The sequence below is a fragment of the Bartonella sp. EBT8 genome, from assembly GCF_055796165.1.
The window spans coordinates 15,913-32,570 of the sequence record NZ_JBTTDJ010000010.1 but is presented as its reverse complement, the minus strand read 5'-3'; the positions used below and the strand labels follow the sequence as shown (position 1 = coordinate 32,570).

At 37.7% G+C, this 16,658-nt stretch carries 14 protein-coding genes and 1 pseudogene; 5 read left to right on the top strand and 10 right to left on the bottom strand.

Annotation, left to right across the window (positions count from 1 at the left end; all coding sequences use genetic code 11):
- Window positions 1–22: 22 nt before the first annotated feature.
- The 8 genes from bamA to AC0QT4_RS06605 form a co-directional block, all read right to left on the bottom strand.
- A complete protein-coding gene (gene bamA / locus AC0QT4_RS06640; RefSeq protein ID WP_473200935.1) occupies window positions 23–2,419 on the bottom strand; it encodes an outer membrane protein assembly factor BamA in 2,397 nt (798 codons plus the stop codon).
- 203 nt (window positions 2,420–2,622) lie between these two features.
- Entirely contained in the window at window positions 2,623–3,765 is a 1,143-nt protein-coding gene (locus AC0QT4_RS06635) for a M50 family metallopeptidase (RefSeq protein WP_473200934.1), read from the bottom strand.
- Between the two features lie 15 nt (window positions 3,766–3,780).
- Complete coding sequence (locus AC0QT4_RS06630; protein WP_473200933.1) at window positions 3,781–4,596, bottom strand: phosphatidate cytidylyltransferase; 816 nt, start codon at window positions 4,594–4,596, stop codon at window positions 3,781–3,783.
- Window positions 4,597–5,303: 707 nt separating this feature from the next.
- A complete protein-coding gene (gene frr, locus AC0QT4_RS06625) occupies window positions 5,304–5,864 on the bottom strand; it encodes a ribosome recycling factor (protein WP_473200932.1) in 561 nt (186 codons plus the stop codon).
- A gap of 37 nt (window positions 5,865–5,901) precedes the next feature.
- Window positions 5,902–6,621 (bottom strand): UMP kinase, encoded by a 720-nt coding sequence (pyrH, locus tag AC0QT4_RS06620; RefSeq protein ID WP_473200931.1) that lies wholly within the window; start codon window positions 6,619–6,621, stop codon window positions 5,902–5,904.
- 156 nt (window positions 6,622–6,777) lie between these two features.
- Window positions 6,778–7,701 carry a translation elongation factor Ts gene (tsf, locus tag AC0QT4_RS06615; RefSeq protein WP_473200930.1) on the bottom strand — a complete coding sequence of 308 codons (924 nt, stop codon included), beginning with the start codon at window positions 7,699–7,701 and terminating at the stop codon, window positions 6,778–6,780.
- 105 nt (window positions 7,702–7,806) lie between these two features.
- Window positions 7,807–8,580 (bottom strand): 30S ribosomal protein S2, encoded by a 774-nt coding sequence (gene rpsB / locus AC0QT4_RS06610; RefSeq protein WP_473200929.1) that lies wholly within the window; start codon window positions 8,578–8,580, stop codon window positions 7,807–7,809.
- 158 nt (window positions 8,581–8,738) lie between these two features.
- On the bottom strand, window positions 8,739–9,560 hold the full coding sequence (locus AC0QT4_RS06605; protein WP_473200928.1) for a cell envelope integrity EipB family protein: 822 nt from the start codon (window positions 9,558–9,560) through the stop codon (window positions 8,739–8,741).
- Window positions 9,561–9,705: 145 nt separating this feature from the next.
- Here AC0QT4_RS06605 and AC0QT4_RS06600 point away from each other — a divergent pair, with 145 nt between their 5' ends.
- Both AC0QT4_RS06600 and AC0QT4_RS06595 read left to right on the top strand, forming a co-directional pair.
- Window positions 9,706–10,167: a RidA family protein gene (locus AC0QT4_RS06600; RefSeq protein WP_473200927.1), complete on the top strand. Its 462-nt coding sequence runs from the start codon at window positions 9,706–9,708 to the stop codon at window positions 10,165–10,167.
- A 136-nt stretch (window positions 10,168–10,303) separates the two neighbouring features.
- Window positions 10,304–10,726, top strand: coding sequence for an HIT family protein (locus tag AC0QT4_RS06595; protein WP_473200926.1), 423 nt, complete (start codon window positions 10,304–10,306; stop codon window positions 10,724–10,726).
- A gap of 15 nt (window positions 10,727–10,741) precedes the next feature.
- Here the strand turns inward: AC0QT4_RS06595 and clpA are convergent, their stop codons facing one another.
- The gene (gene clpA, locus AC0QT4_RS06590) at window positions 10,742–13,087 is read right to left on the bottom strand and encodes an ATP-dependent Clp protease ATP-binding subunit ClpA (RefSeq protein ID WP_473200925.1); all 2,346 of its coding nucleotides are present in this window, start codon (window positions 13,085–13,087) and stop codon (window positions 10,742–10,744) included.
- 6 nt (window positions 13,088–13,093) lie between these two features.
- Window positions 13,094–13,459: an ATP-dependent Clp protease adapter ClpS gene (clpS, locus tag AC0QT4_RS06585; protein WP_473200924.1), complete on the bottom strand. Its 366-nt coding sequence runs from the start codon at window positions 13,457–13,459 to the stop codon at window positions 13,094–13,096.
- Window positions 13,460–13,697: 238 nt separating this feature from the next.
- Between clpS and AC0QT4_RS06580 the strand changes: the two genes are divergently transcribed.
- The 3 genes and pseudogenes from AC0QT4_RS06580 to AC0QT4_RS06570 all read left to right on the top strand — a co-directional run.
- Window positions 13,698–15,047 (top strand): serine hydrolase, encoded by a 1,350-nt coding sequence (locus tag AC0QT4_RS06580; protein ID WP_473200923.1) that lies wholly within the window; start codon window positions 13,698–13,700, stop codon window positions 15,045–15,047.
- 32 nt (window positions 15,048–15,079) lie between these two features.
- Window positions 15,080–15,358, top strand: a complete 279-nt coding sequence (locus AC0QT4_RS06575) for a hypothetical protein (protein ID WP_473200922.1) — start codon at window positions 15,080–15,082, stop codon at window positions 15,356–15,358.
- Between the two features lie 343 nt (window positions 15,359–15,701).
- Window positions 15,702–16,590, top strand: a pseudogene (locus AC0QT4_RS06570) (tyrosine-type recombinase/integrase); the annotation flags it as partial.
- Window positions 16,591–16,658: the final 68 nt, after the last annotated feature.

Below are 16,658 nucleotides of genomic sequence, written 5' to 3'. Positions count from 1 at the left end.
TTTTCTCTAAAAAAAATTCAAATCAGAACTTCGTAGAAATACCAAAATTTAATTTCTGTAGACGATCACCTTCCTGCTTTGTTATTGGCCAAGCATAATCAAAACGTAGCGGACCAAATGGCGAATCCCACATCAAACTTAAACCAGCAGACGAACGCCAAGCACTTTTAGTATGTGTAACGGGAGGCTCGCCCTGAAAAACAGGTTGATAATTATTTCCATAAAGTGTTGCAATATCCGCGAATAGAGCACCGCGCAATCCTAAACCTTCAGGAACAACAGGTATAGGAAATTGCACCTCAGCAGTTGCATTCATATATGTTGTTCCGCCTAAGAAATAAACTTCGCCTTTACTAGAAACCTGACGAGGACCTATTCCATTATATTTAAATCCTCGGATCATATCAGTATTTATTTTAAACATATCGAAGATACGAACACCACCTTTACCTATTCCGTGAATATATCCACCCCCGAAAGAAAGCAAACCAACGAGATCCATCTGTTCAGAAAGCGTCTTATACATCATTGCTTTACCAGTTGTCTTCAAGAACTTTGCACTTCCACCAAGCCCCGCATATTCTTGAAGAACACGGACATACCACCCATCATGTGGATTTTTCATATCGTCAATAGTATTATAGGTCAAACCATAACTAATAGATGAACGCTTCCAAGGGCTGTGTTTTGCAGCTTGAACAATTGCACCAGAATATTTTCCGTATAATTCCCTTATGTCAGATTCTTTGTTTAAATCATATTTTTTACCAAAATCATATTCTTCTTGCACATAAGAATAAGCTAAATTAGCAGATAATTGATCATTAATAGGCAACGCAAACCGAAGAGATCCACCTGTTTGTCGTACATCATATGCTTTATCAGCACGATAAGTAGTGCGAAAAATATCAACACCTGCAGATAAACGATAACCTAAAAAATAAGGATCAACAAATGACAGATTGTAATTACGAGATTTTTCTTGCCCAGCACCTAAGCCTAAACGAACATATTGGCCTCGTCCTCCAAGATTACGTTCGGTAACAGACACTTCAAGTGACATACCAGGGCTTGTACCACCTGTTGTATATCCTCCAGACAAAGAAAGGTCTCCTGTTGAAGCCTCAACTACATCTATAACTAAGGTAACCTGATCAGATTGATCCGTTGGAACCATTGAAATATTAACAGCTTTGAAAAAACCTAGACTCTCTAGGCGACGTTTTGCTCGCTGCACTAGAGTTTGATTGTAAGCATCCCCTTCATTTAAATCAATCTCACGGCGAATGACATAATCACGGGTCTTTTCATTGCCGCGGACTTCAATACGCTGAATATAAGCACGCGGACCTTGTTCAATGTTATATAAAATCGAAATTGTATGATTTGCTAAATTACGATTTCCTCGTGGTTCAACTTTAGCAAAAGCATAGCCCGAATCAGCTACCTTATTATTGATAAGTGCAACAGACTGTTCGATGTCCTCTGCACTATAAATATCACCTGGTCGCGTTTTAAGAATCCCTTTTACAGATTGAACGTCAATCCCATCAACATCACTTTCAACCTGAATATCACTAATTTTATAACGAACACCCTCATCAAGAACAAAATAAATTTTGTAGGTATTACTCGTTTCATCAAAGGTTGCTTTAGAGGAAACAACACGAAAATCCGCATAACCACGATTATAATAAAAGCGACGTAAAGCTTCTTCATCAGCGGCTAAACGCTCTTCACTATAAACATCACCCCCCAACAACAATGAAAACATGCTTGAAGATTTTGTTGAAATTACATCTCGCAAACGGCGGCTTCCAAACGCATGATTTCCTTTAAAAACGATATCACTAATCTTTGTCTTCCGCCCTTCAGTAATATTAAATACTACATTTACGCGCCCTTTTCCCAAGTTAATAGTCTGCACTCTTACAGCGACATTATTACGACCAACCGTTTTATAAGCTTCACGAATCGTATTAACATCAGCTGAAAGCTTAGCGGAATTAAAGGGCTCATTTGGTTTTAAAGAAATAAATCGCTTAAGATCAGGATCTTTAAGAGATTTATTGCCCTGAAACAGTACTTGGTTGACCACTTCATATTCTTTGACAAACACGATCAGCTTGTTACCAGCCTGATTTATTTTAACTTCATAAAATAAGCCTAATCCAAAAAGACGTTTTACAGCAGCATCGACATCACCACTGGAAAAACTCTGTCCAATTTTAATGTCCATATTATCTCGAACTGCCTGAGCACTTACAAATTTATTCCCACGAACCTCAATAGAGTGGACCACAGATGCTTGCGCTTCTCCAACCACTGCAATCGACAAAAAGGCTGTCGTTGGAGCAATTACTCCCATACCTAATACCAATAAAGATACTGCATTTAAAAACTTTGAATTTGTAGTCATTGGCTCTTTTTACCTTACTCTTAATTCTCTGAACACGACGCCTCAAAAGCTAACTGCCATACCAACTCTTTTTACACAGCGAGACTTTCCACCCCTTAATTTATTATAACACACTCTGCCACAATATTTTGTGGACATGGTAAACAAACTTCAATCTATTCTTTTCATTATTACTCAATTTGTAAAATTTTTTCCATCATTTATTAGCTAAACCAACAAAAATAATCATTAAAGAGCGCAAAAATCATAAAGACGAAAACGACTAAAAAACCCAAGCGAAAAAAAAATTCCCGAATTTTAGTGGATATGGACCTCCCAGTAAGAGCTTCAATAACGTGAAATAACAAATGCCCACCATCAAGTGGCGGAAGTGGAAAAAGATTAATAAGCCCAACACTTATCGAAAGAAAAGCTGCAAAATTCAACAAAGAGATAAAACCTGTTTCACTCACTTTCCAAGCAATTTGAACAGTCTTAGAAGGACCACCCATCCGACAATGATCTTCTTTTCCTCCTATCAAACGACTCATAAAAAAAATTGTTTGGGTAACAATAAATGTAGCGCGTGCCGATGCTTCTTTTACAGCTCTTAAAAAATTGTAGTTAATATATTTCACATAAGTTGGATCTAAACGCGCTGGATTATCTGGATCAACAGGAGCTCCTACACCTATCATACCACTTTGAATGCGATTACCAAATCCATCATCTCGTTCAATCACTTTTGGTTTGATAATCGTTGTAAACACCTGCCCCATGCGCTCTATTTTAAACTCTATAGGATCTTCACCATGTAAAGTCATATAATTTATCAGATCTTCAAAACTTTCAACTCGTCGACCATCCATTTCAAGAAAACGATCGCCTCGTGCTAAACCAGCTTGAAAAGCAGGAGAATCTTTTACCAAAGAACCAACAACCGGTTCAATGGTTGCACGACCATAAACAAAGAAAAAAAAGCTTAAAATAATAACGGTAAAAAGGCCATTGAATAAGGGACCCGCAAAAACAGTTGCTGCTTTTTTCCAAGCATGCGCACTAGCAAATGACCCTTCAACACCCGAAAAGGACTTGAATGATGTCACATCTCCTTCATCCCCAACAAATTTTACATACCCTCCTAAAGGGATAAGTGCTAAACGCCACTGTGTATTGTTTTTATCTGTATACCCGACTATTTGTGGTCCAAATCCAAGCGAAAAAACCGATGCCTTAATACCACACCACCGCCCAACGAGATAATGCCCAATTTCGTGGACAGAAATGATAATCATAACGATGAAAAAAATACTCAAACCTCTTAAAAGAAAATCGCTCCCAGTAATCATATGATTTAAAAATTCCAAAATATTTTCTCCTCATTAAACCATCTCAAAAAGATTAAAAGGTGTATCCATATTAGACATAAACGAACCAATTAAATAAAGAAAAAAAGCAGCGCCTATCAACCCATCCATACGGTCCATAAACCCACCATGTCCAGGCAATAAAGAACTAGAATCTTTAACAGAAAATCGCCTTTTTAACCATGATTGGCCTAAATCACTCAACTGTGAAACAATTGATAAAATGAGAGAAAGCAATGGAATGAAAAAACTTGTTAAGTTTATGTCAAAAAATCGAGAAGCAATCAATATACCGCCAAAAACGCCGACAAATGTACCACCAATCGCCCCTGCCCATGTTTTATTAGGAGAAAATTGTGGCGCCAATTTAGGACCACCCAATGCACGGCCGCTAAAATAGCCCGCGATATCCGTTCCCCATACTATTGTAAATAAGAAAAGAACAATTTGAAATCCTAACGATTCATAGCCTCGTAAAAAGCATAAAGCTACAACCGGAAACGTTGCATATAAAAAACCTAAAAAAACCCAAGCACTCTCTCTCATAGGTCCAATAGCCAACACTGCTGCAAAAACTATCAAAACACAAAAAATTAATGACGCTGATACATTCAATAACAAAAAAGAACCAAAAACCAAATAAAAAATACTTGCTAATATTTTCTGTGAAACACGCCATTTCTCTTTAGTAATACCAATCCATTCATAAAGAATAAAACCGCCAATACCCCATACAAACAAAAAAAATAAAATTCCCCCCAGCCATGTTAAAGACAACGCAAGAATGCCAAAAATTAAAGCAGTCAAGATACGATACGTAAGATTAGACAAAATAACATCCAAACAATAAAAAAGACAAATTCAAAAATTAACATAAGCAGAAAAGCTTTGCTAGACAGTTTTTATGTTTATATTTTTGCAAAATTTCCTTACAATCCGCCTTATATTATCTGATATAATAAAATGGCACTTATAAGACCAATAATCTGCGTAAAAAGCTTTAAAAGTCTCCATATTAAAATTAACCCTAGAATATATTTCTTAAAATTCTATGGGTATTAAATAATCAGAAAGTCGCCGTCTACTCCTTTGAATTATGGAATCTCAATCTGATACCCTCTCTCATGGAACGGCATTTTTTTATCAAATTACAAACCATCTGAAAAAAATTATGTGAAATAGCAGTCGTTTGACCTATCCCATTGTATTTCTTATAATAAAAAATAATAACAAAATTAAAGTGGTATTCTTTGTACCATATTCCTTCTCTAACATCTTCCACAGCAGATTTTAACAACCTCCAAGAATGAAAATAGTTTTATTATGGAGCTTACCAAAAATATGTTAGATGAGAATCTTATTATCCTACTCGATAATTTTTTTGCGGAAAACCTTATTGAATATGTAGATATAGATTTTTAGAAAAGTCTATTTCCATTTGTATGGTCTTCTATCAACGATAAAAATCATTTTGCCTTCTCATTCTTAAAAAGGTGTTAGACAGTAGAAAGTACACTCTTTTTTAGCAACCAGTCGTCTTAAACATGCATAATTTCAGACTCTTTCACGGCCAAAATTTTATCAATATCAGCAATAGTCTCATCTGTAAGTTTCTGAACTTTGTCGGAGAAACCATGCGCTTCATCTTGACTAATTTCACCTTCTTTTTCTAATTTTTTCAAATTATCCATACCATCACGACGAACATGCCGAGTAGCAACACGAGCTTGCTCTGCGTATTGATGAGCAATTTTTACCAACTCTTTTCGACGTTCTTCATTTAATTCAGGTAAAGGAATACGTAAGTTCATGCCATCAGTTATGGGATTTAAACCAAGACTAGAATCACGAATAGCACGCTCTACAGCTCCTACCATAGCTTTATCCCACACAGAGACCGAAAGCATTCTCGGTTCTGGAACAGAAATATTCGCAACCTGATTTATATGTACAACAGAACCATAAGCCTCAACGGTTAACGGCTCTAATAAACTTGCCGAAGCTCGTCCAGTCCGCAAACCACCTAACTCATGCTTAAAAGCCGAAATAGCGCCATCCATACGACGTTTCAGATCATCCATAATCGATGTAACATTCATATTTTTATCTCCTTCAATACAGCTTGAAGATTATATTTCATTCCGATACTATCGTAAATCGTCCCGTTCCATTTAATACCTTAGCTAAACCACCTTTTTCATGAATGGAATAAACAATAATCGGCACATTGTTTTCCCGTGCTAAAGTAACCGCTGTCGTATCCATAACAGACAATCCCCATTGCAAAATCTCGACATGTGTTAATTGATCAAAACGCTTAGCTGTAGGATCTAATTTGGGATCTGCAGAATAAATACCATCCACTTGTGTTCCTTTTAAAAGAACATCTGCACCAATTTCCGCTGCACGTAAAGTAGCAGCAGAATCAGTGGTAAAAAATGGATTACCCGTACCGCCTGCAAAAATAACAACTTTTCCTTGATTCATATAACCTATTGCCTTACGTTGTGAGAAACTCTCACAAATTTGCGGCATAGCTATCGCAGACAAGACAATTGCTTCAACCCCTAATTTTGATAATGATGTTCGCAATGCTAAAGAATTAATAGCAGTTGCAAGCATACCCATATGATCTCCTGTCACACGATCTCCACCTCGCGACGCAACAGCAACTCCGCGAAAAATATTTCCTCCACCGATAACAATAGCAACTTCCACCCCCATCACCCGCACTTCAGCAATATCGGAAGCGATACGATCGACAACAGAAACATCAATTCCAAAGCTCTGCCCGCCCATAAGGGCCTCACCAGAAACCTTTAAAAGAATACGTTTATACCGCCGCGCTAATGTCATTGATAATCTCCCCAAAAGCACCGTTACTTTTTGCTTTCGACACCACTAAGGGCACCACTTTATCACGTGACGCCCTTTCAATAATCATATTTTTTATATCAGTGATTTTATAATCAATGGTATGAGATTCAAATCTCTGAAAAAATTTATAAATCACTACCCCTTTGCCGCTGCGGCAACCTCTGCTGCAAAATCAGATACCTCTTTCTCTACACCTTCCCCTAGCGCAAAACGAATAAAGCCTGTAATTTTTGCTGACGCACCAATAGATTTTTCTGCTTCTTTTAAAGCTGCTTCAACACTCATATCAGGATTCATAACAAAAGCCTGAGAAAGCAAAACAACCTCTTCAAAAAACTTACGCATACGACCTTCCACCATTTTTTCAATGATATTTTCTGGCTTTCCAGACTGGCGTGCCTGATCTGAAAAAATTGCTTTCTCACGCTCAACAGCACTGGAATCAACATTTTCCGCAGTTAACGCTAAAGGATTAGTTGCAGCAATATGCATCGCAACCTGTCGGCCAAAAGCAGCGGCTGCCTCCTTATTGCCTGTCGTTTCAACAGCAACCAAAACACCAAGTTTACCAAGTCCATCAGCCACACTATTGTGTATATAAGTAGCAACAACACCATTCTCAACAGAGAGTTTAGCAGAACGGCGAAAGGCCATATTCTCTCCAATGGTACCAATTGCATCTTTAATTGTAGCCTTTACAGTCTTTTCAGAACCAGGATAAAGAGAGGTAGAAACAGCATCAACACTTCCGTGCGTTCCTAAAGCAGCTGTTGCTACATTGCGAACAATGTCTTGGAATAGATCGTTGCGCGCCACAAAATCTGTTTCAGAATTAATCTCAACTAAAACTGCGCTTGAATCGTTTGATGCAACTCCAATCAATCCTTCAGCTGCTGTACGACCAGCCTTTTTATCTGCCTTGGCTATTCCTTTTTTACGAAGCCAATCAACAGCAGCTTCCATATCACCATTCGTTTCTGCCAGTGCCGCTTTACAGTCCATCATACCAGCACCTGATAATTCCCGAAGTTCTTTTACTTGTGCAGCAGTAATGCTCATATTTTCCTCTTTATTCTATAACGGTAAAAGCGTGCAAGAACAAAATCCTATACACGCCTATAACCTTTCCTTTAGAAAATAAATACCCTAACGGGCGTTTTAATATTACTCAGAAACTGCAATTGCATTTTCCAAAACAGGTTCTACAGGTGCATCAACTTGAGCCCCTAAATCGACGCCCATTGCACCTTGTTGACGAGCAATACCATCAAGAGCTGCACGAGCAAAAAGATCACAATAAAGAGAAATTGCACGTGACGCATCATCATTACCTGGAATTGGATGCGTAACATTATCAGGATCACAGTTGGTATCAATAATAGCAATAACTGGAATCCCTAAACGCTTCGCTTCTTGGATAGCAATATTTTCTTTATTTGTATCAATAATAAATATAAGGTCTGGAACAGACCCCATATCCTTAATACCACCAAGTGCACGATTAAGCTTTTCACGATCACGCTCAAGATTTAAACGCTCTTTTTTGGTAAAACCTTGTGCTTCAGCAGCAAGAATTTTGTCCAGCTTACGCAAACGGTGGATCGAATGGGAAATCGTTTTCCAGTTTGTAAGCATACCGCCAAGCCAGCGCGCATTAACATAATATTGTGCCGAACGATTTGCCGCATCAGCAATGATGTCAGATGCCTGCCGTTTCGTCCCAACAAAGAGAATGCGCCCACCACGTGCAACCGTATCTGAAACAAGTTTAAGCGCTTGATGTAAAAGAGGGACAGTCTGAGCAAGATCAATAATATGGATATTATTACGCTCACCGTAAATATAAGGAGTCATCTTTGGATTCCAGCGATGAGTCTGGTGGCCAAAATGTACACCTGCTTCTAAAAGCTGGTGCATAGTAAAATCTGGTAGTGCCATAGTTTATCCTTTCCGGTTCAACCTCCGCGGAAAAAGCAGATCAAGCTGCTACCGGGGGACGTTTGCTACATTCTTTTTGCAAACACCCAAATTCCGCGTGTGGAATAACACTACCATACTAATATTTGTTTCTTTTTCAAGTTATTTTCTGCAATCATTTAATGTTTACATTGATTAAGATTCTTGCCAACCTCGAGAAATTCAAGACTGTTCAATTTTGCACGCACTGAAAAAGTCCCGTAATCTACATGGAGATCACGCATAACACCATTCTCATATAAGAGAAAACGAGTACGATAGACTGGAAGACCATCTTTCTTTTCTATATCATCAAAATAAGAAATCGTAACGGGCCAATAGTCCTCCTCATCTAATTTTCCCATTTTTTTTGTTTCATCGTCAGAGAACAGTGTCTTCTTCTCCCCAATGACGATACTTTCTTTTATAATTTTATCTGCTTTATCTGTTCCATCAAATACATTGACATTGTAAAAATGATTGCCTGCTTTTGCATGGCGGATGATATTCTTTAGTTGCATAATTGGAAACTCAGCCATTGCGAGCTTGTATTCTTTTTCTTTTGGTGTTTTTAATTTCACAATAATTCCATCTTGAAGACGCTCCGCTACTCCTTCAGCACGATGTGTAACCTCTTGTCCCACTTGGTCTGTAACATTAAAATGAAACGTACGACTATCACCCGTTTCATAACTCGTTGTCTGTTGATCGGTTAAACGCGTCGGCATATCTTCACTCTGAATACGACTGATAAAACGAAAACGTGTGGTATAACCCTGACATACTGACCCCGTTAGCTCGTAAACCATTCGTCCAGACATCGCTGAAATTGTCATTTCATGAGAAACACTATCGAGTTGAAAATCATAAATTGCTCGATGAGGTGCAATAAAAATAGCTTCTTCAGCTTTGGCAGTAGATAAAAAAACAAAATATAAAATTATTAATAAAGATCTAATCATTCCCAACTTCCAATTCTATCGCCATTTTATAACATCATACAATAAGGCAAAAAAAGCTAGCTTCTGAATTAACCACACATTTCCTTAAATCGAAAAATAGTTTATGCAATGGATGTATTGTAAAAAAAGCTATGGAGTTTAAATTATGACCAATTTGATTGAAACCCACCTAAAAAAATTTGCAATCACTCTTCCTGAAGCAACCCAACCCATTGCTAATTATGTAACTGCTTCACAAAGTGGCAACCAACTTTTTATTTCTGGACAATTGCCTTTTTCCGATGGAAAACCTGTAGCTACCGGTAAAGTTGGTGCAACAGTGAGTGCCGAACAAGCAAAAAAAGCAGCCGAAGTCTGTGCGCTCAATATTCTCGCACAGATTAAAGTAGCTCTTGGTGATTTAAAGAGAATAAAACGCATCGTAAAAATCACTGTTTTTGTCGCTGTAGATCCTCACTTTACTGGTATTCCTCTTGTTGCCAATGGCGCTTCTGATCTATTCGTCAATATTCTTGGTGAAGCTGGGAAACATGCCCGTTCCGCTGTTGGTGTTGCTTCTCTCCCTATGGATGTTCCAGTAGAAGTTGAAGCTATCATAGAAATCTAACCCCCTACCAATAGCAATACATCTATCTCAAGCGACAACCAAATGCGAAATCTCTCTTCTCATCTTATCCTAGCCTTTGCATTTTTTATATTGGAATTAATGTTTTGAATTAAAACGCACAAAAGGAAATATTTATATGAAACAGATTTATGACGATAACAATATTTTTGCCAAATTGATTCGCAATGAAATCCCTTCTGTTCGTGTTTATGAAGATGACGATGTGATTGCATTCATGGATATTATGCCACAAGCACCAGGACATACACTTGTTATTCCTCGCAAAGGCTCTAGAAATCTCCTTGATGCAGACACTGAAACATTGTTTCCAGTTATTAAAGCTGTTCAAAAAATCGCCAAAGCCGTTAAAAAAGCCTTTCAAGCAGATGGTATAACAGTCATGCAATTTAATGAAGCAGCCAGCCAACAAACCGTTTATCATCTCCATTTCCATATTATACCACGTATGGAAGGAATAGAGCTTTCCTCTCATAATAATGTTATAGCACCTACGGAAATACTTGAAGAGAACGCAAAAAAAATCCGTGCAGCACTTTAACAAAGTCGCTTTAAGTCATTGAACTTTTTTCCTCACATATTTTTTTGTAAGGTGCGTCATTTTTTTATTTTTTGAATCAGATGACATATTGGAAGATGAAACTTTTAACTGCAACCTCTCTTTTCCTCCATTTAATTTTTGTGTCATTACGCGTACCGTGCCACCATTTCGTAACTTTCCAAATAAAATTTCGTCAGCCAATGGCTTCTTAATATGTTCTTGTATAACACGGCTCAATGGACGGGCCCCCATCTGGAGATCGTATCCTTTATTAGCAAGCCAAATCATGGCAGGAGAACTTAATTCAAAACAAATTCCTCGATCAGCTAATTGAGCTTCAAGCTGAAAGATAAATTTTTGCACAATCTGATTGATAACGACCTGAGATAAGGGTGCAAACGGAATAATCGCATCTAACCGGTTACGAAATTCCGGTGTAAATAACCTATTAATTGCTTCAATATCATCACCATCACGATACACTTTGCCAAATCCGATCGCTGACTTTGCCATATCTGAAGCACCAGCATTGGTTGTCATAATTAAAATGATGTTGCAGAAATCAATTTTTTTACCACTATGATCTGTTAACTTACCATAATCCATCACTTGCAATAAAATATTAAATAACTCTGGATGCGCTTTTTCAATTTCATCCAGCAAAAGAACAGCGTGAGGCTTCTGATCAACTGCATCTGTAAGGAGTCCCCCTTGATCAAATCCTATATAACCTGGAGGTGCCCCAATTAAGCGCGCCACCGTATGCCGTTCCATATATTCTGACATATCAAAACGTAACAATTCAAGACCTAAGGAAGATGCGAGCTGTTTTGCAACTTCAGTTTTTCCCACACCCGTTGGTCCTGAAAATAGATAACTTCCTATCGGTTTATCTGTTTCGCGTAATCCCGCTCGCGCCAATTTAATTGACGATACTAAGGCGGAAATTGCCTCATCTTGTCCATAAATAACATGCTTGAGTTCTCTTTCAAGCTTGCTAAGGATCTTTTGATCATCACTGGAAACTGTTTTTGGTGGAATCCTTGCCATAGTGGCAACAGTTGCTTCAATTTCTTTAACACCTATACTCTTTTTCCGTTGTTTTTTTGGTAAAAGCTTTTGCGCTGCACCACTCTCATCAACAACATCAATTGCTTTATCAGGTAACCGGCGATCAATCATATAACGTGAAGACAATTCTACAGATGCCTTCATCGCCTGATCAGTATATTTAATTTGATGAAAATCTTCAAAATAAGGCTTCAACCCTTGCAAAATCTTAATTGCATCGGCAATAGAAGGTTCATTAACATCAATCTTCTGAAAACGGCGCTCTAAAGCACGATCTTGTTCAAAGATTTTACGATATTCTTTGTAAGTCGTCGAACCAATACATCGAATAGTTCCGGAAGATAATGCAGGTTTTAAAAGATTAGCGGCATCCATATTTCCTCCCAATGTTGCCCCTGCTCCAATTAAAGTATGAATTTCATCAATAAATAAAACAGCATCTGGATACTGCTCAAATTCTTTAATGAGGTGCTTTAACCGTTCTTCAAAATCACCACGATAACGTGTACCAGCAACAAGTCCTCCCATATCAAGGAAAAATATCGTCACATTTGATAAAACTTCAGGCACCTGCCCATCAACAATGCGTTTTGCTAATCCTTCAATTATAGCGGTTTTTCCAACTCCAGGATCACCAACCAAAAGCGGATTATTTTTTGATCTTCTACATAAAATCTGAATTATGCGTGAAATTTCCATTTCACGACCAATTAATAAATCAATTTTTCCATTACGTGCTTTACTATTGAGATCAACACAATAAGCAGTTAGGGCACTCGTCACCTTTTCATCATGATCTGAAATCTGCTGATCCAATTGTTCTTCAAGTCCCTCAAGTAACATAGATAATCCCTCATCCCGCGTGATACCATGTGAAATAAAACGTACAGCATCATAACGTGTCATTCCCATCTCTTGAAGGAAATATGCTGCATGACTTTCACGTTCAGAAAAAATTGCCACGAGAACATTTGCTCCCGATACTTCTTCTTTTCCAGCGGATTGAGCATGAATCACTGCACGTTGAATAACACGCTGGAAAAATGTTGTCGGTTTTGTATTCTCATCAGCTCTAATTTGTACATCCAATTCTGACCGAATATAGTTTGTTAAGCGCTCTCGTAATTCTTCCACATCTACTTGACAAGCCTGAATTACCAAATTTGCATCAGCATCATCTAGCAGAGCAAGTAGAAGATGTTCTAATGTCGCATATTCATGCTGCGCTTGAGTAGCAATTGTTAATGCGCGATGCAAAACTTCTTCAAGACTAGGTGTAAAAGATGGCATAATCCCTCACTTCCATTCCATCACACATTGTAATGGATATTCATTTTGACGTGCACACTCCCTAACTTGTACTATTTTCATTTCAGCGACTTCATAACTATAAGTTCCACATTCACCTACCCCATTTTGGTGTACATGTAACATAATACAAGTTGCTTCTTCGAAAGTTTTTTTGAAAAATTTTTTCAAAATAAAAACAACAAAATCCATAGGAGTGTAATCATCATTAAGTAAAAGAACACGATACAGCTTAGGCTTTTGAAGTCTTGGTCTAATTTTTATAATGGCATCATGCCTGCTTTCGTCCAAATTCTTGCCTTTTTCATTGTGTATAATAAGAACTATAGGATTTATTATAAGCTTTTGTACCATTATTATTTCCTATGCAGAGCATTTTTATTAATTTTAAGTTCTTTCATCACTATTGCAACACTTGTTTATTGAAAAATAACTTTCTTTTATGATTAGCTTTTAGTCAAATACGGAAACTCACAAAATGATTTTTGTAAACAAATTAGTAATATCATTCGTCTAAATTGTATCAACGAGCGGCAAAAACACAGAAACTTTACAGAATTTTCAGAATAAACGGAGGAATAGGATACTGCGCGTGTATACTAACTGCCAAAAAATTGTGCGGTGTTATCAAAAGATAGCAATTGCTTTTGTTATTTTAGCTTTTTCTTACTCTTGGGCATCGGCTACGCCTCAAGGAGCTTATCCTGATAAATATGCTGCTATCGTTATAGATGCAAATACAGGAAAAACTTTATTTCAAGCCAATGCAACCCTAAAACGTTACCCAGCTTCTTTGACAAAAATAATGACGCTATACCTACTCTTTGAAGCTATGAAGATGCGTCGTGTAACACCAAATACTCCTATCCCCGTCTCACATTATGCAGCAACACGCCCACCAACAAAAATCGGGTTTAAAGCAGGCCAAACAATTTCTGTAGAAGCTGCTGCCAAAGCACTCATCACAAGATCAGCAAATGATGTAGCAACTGCAATTGCAGAATACCTCGGTGGCAATGAAAAAAAATTCGCGCGAATGATGACAGCAAAAGCCCGCAAACTTGGCATGACGCAGACACATTTTGCAAATGCTTCAGGGCTTCCAGATGTACGCAACTATACCACGGCACGGGATATAGCTACTTTGTCATTAGCATTACGAAAAAAATTTCCACAACAGTATCAATTGTTCAAAATAAAAAGTTTTACGTTCCGTGGTCATACAATTAACAATCACAATAAGCTCGTGAAAATAATGAAAGGCGTCGATGGAATTAAAACCGGCTACACACAAATGTCAGGTTCTAATTTAGCAACTTCAATGAATCTTAATGGGCGCTCCATCGTTGCTGTCGTTATGGGAGGGAAATCATCTACCGCACGTGATGAGCATATGGCCAATTTATTAAATCAATATTTGCCAAAAGCAAGCTTAATGAAAAATAACAAACACTTAATGGCTTCTGTACGCCACAACTTACCTACGGGCGCAAATACTCCTATACCTATCGTAAAAGCTGAGCCAACCAATTTCGATGAGGAAGTTTCTCCTATGTTAACAGCGTTTGCAGAACAACCTAGAAATTCTAATATGGCGATAGCCGCTGTAAATCAAGCAATTATACCAATTCCTAATCCTCAAAAAGCTATGCCCGTTGAGACTCATAAAATTGTTACAGTCTCTTTGTCTACAAATGCCGGATGGGCCATCCAAATTGGTTCTCTCCCTAGCGAAGAACAAGCAAAAACTTTGCTTTTAAAAGCAAAAGATACAGCTTATTCTGCTTTAAAAAGCACATCTTCACATATGCAACTCTTTGAGAAAAATGGGCGTCGTTATTACCGTGCTCGTTTTATAGGTTTTCAATCAAAAAAAGCTGCATTCAGCGCTTGTTCTACATTAAAGAAAGCAAATTTTAACTGCTATGCAGTAGCTTACTAAAAGTTATTGAATTCTGCATTAAGGATAGTATCATGATATATAATGCTCTTGCTTCATCCTCTGAAAAAGAAAAATTGTTGAAGCAATCATCTTTTCTCTCATTGCGCTCTCTTCACGATGCTGCAACAAAACTTGCTAGTTTAAAATATGCTCCAGCAACATTAGACACAAAATCTCTTGTCAACCTTCTTATTTGTCAAACAACACGAAATCGTCGTCTCGCAATGCCTCCTGTACGCATTCATTTACGCGTTGCAAGCCAAACCGGTAATGTACCTATTAAAATTCATCTAGGTGCAACAAATAGCTGATTTATAATAATTTTCCCAAGAGCGCTATTCATTCATAAGAATATTCATACACCGCATCCAATCTTTAAAAATGCTTTAGAAAATGCGCGTTTCCCTAAAATTTATAAGAATTGCGTTTGCGTTTTTTTGTCCAACTCTCAGATCAACTTTTCAATAAAACGATCTCTTAAAATAGGCAATATATTAATTTATAATGATCATTCATCGTTTTGCATGTTGGATGAGAGCCTCGAATATCCTAAGTTTCTCTCATTTCAAACCTGCTTATGTTGAATCAATCAAAACCATCCCCTTGGACATCACAATTGAGATTATCGTGTGGATAAAAAATAGAGAAGTAAAAATGCCTCTTATGAATCGTCTGAATAGCAAGGGCTGTTGCTAACATTGGGGGCTGATAAATAATATGACAGGGCAGGCTGGTACCTTCATAAATGTAAAGAGGGTGGTGCTCAATGGATTTACCGCTATACCATTCACGGGCGGCGTCGTGAAATAGGCTTGGGGGCTTTAAGAGATGTCTCTTTAAAACAAGCCCGTGAATTGGCAACTGGGTGACGTTCTGTTTTACGTGAAGGTCGTGATCCCATTAAAGAACGTGAAAAACAAAAGCGTGAGGCAATGCGCAATCTGCATTATTTAAAAGATATCGCTTTAGATACTTTTGAAAGTCGTAAAGCTGAACTCAAACATGATGGTAAAGATGGGAATTGGTTTTTACCTTTACGCCTTCATATTCTCCCTAAATTAGGTTGTTTACCGGTTTAAGAAATGACCTAAACAGATATACGCAATGTTCTCTCTCCCATCTGGCATACAAAAGCTGGAACAGCAGAGAAAGCCCTAAACCGCCTTAATCTTTGTCTTAAACATGCGGCCGCCTTGAGATTGGATATTGATTTACAGGAAATAGCAAAAGCACCCGTGCTCTTAGGAAAACAACGCCATAAAGCTCCGCATAGATCGGCAATGAATAGAAGAGAGGTCCCAGCTTTTTATAAAACACTTTGCGAAACAAGAGCCATACTACAATTGGCTTTGCGGTTGCTTATTCTGACAGGTGTTCGCACAAACCCTTTGCGTCATATCATAAAGATCAGATTCAAGATGATATATGGATCATCCCTGCTGAAAATATGAAAGGAAAACGTAATGTTACAACACAGTTTCGCGTGCCTTTATCAACAGAAGCATTAGAAATTTTAAAACAAGCTCACCCCCTATCTCGCAATAAAAGAGCAGTTGTTAATATTGAGAACTACAAAATATAATGGTTGTACCTTTATCCGTGATAAAATAC

What these genes read in the sequence shown, in the direction of transcription:
- clpS (WP_473200924.1), bottom strand. Translation starts at nt 13,459, where the DNA reads ATGGTACAAAAGCTTATAATAAATCCTATAGTTCTTATTATACACAAT.
- clpA (WP_473200925.1), bottom strand. Translation starts at nt 13,087, where the DNA reads ATGCCATCTTTTACACCTAGTCTTGAAGAAGTTTTGCATCGCGCATTA.
- tsf (WP_473200930.1), bottom strand. Translation starts at nt 7,701, where the DNA reads ATGAGCATTACTGCTGCACAAGTAAAAGAACTTCGGGAATTATCAGGT.
- bamA (WP_473200935.1), bottom strand. Translation starts at nt 2,419, where the DNA reads ATGACTACAAATTCAAAGTTTTTAAATGCAGTATCTTTATTGGTATTA.
- AC0QT4_RS06575 (WP_473200922.1), top strand. Translation starts at nt 15,080, where the DNA reads ATGATATATAATGCTCTTGCTTCATCCTCTGAAAAAGAAAAATTGTTG.
- rpsB (WP_473200929.1), bottom strand. Translation starts at nt 8,580, where the DNA reads ATGGCACTACCAGATTTTACTATGCACCAGCTTTTAGAAGCAGGTGTA.
- frr (WP_473200932.1), bottom strand. Translation starts at nt 5,864, where the DNA reads ATGAATGTTACATCGATTATGGATGATCTGAAACGTCGTATGGATGGC.
- AC0QT4_RS06595 (WP_473200926.1), top strand. Translation starts at nt 10,304, where the DNA reads ATGAAACAGATTTATGACGATAACAATATTTTTGCCAAATTGATTCGC.
- AC0QT4_RS06600 (WP_473200927.1), top strand. Translation starts at nt 9,706, where the DNA reads ATGACCAATTTGATTGAAACCCACCTAAAAAAATTTGCAATCACTCTT.
- pyrH (WP_473200931.1), bottom strand. Translation starts at nt 6,621, where the DNA reads ATGACATTAGCGCGGCGGTATAAACGTATTCTTTTAAAGGTTTCTGGT.
- AC0QT4_RS06605 (WP_473200928.1), bottom strand. Translation starts at nt 9,560, where the DNA reads ATGATTAGATCTTTATTAATAATTTTATATTTTGTTTTTTTATCTACT.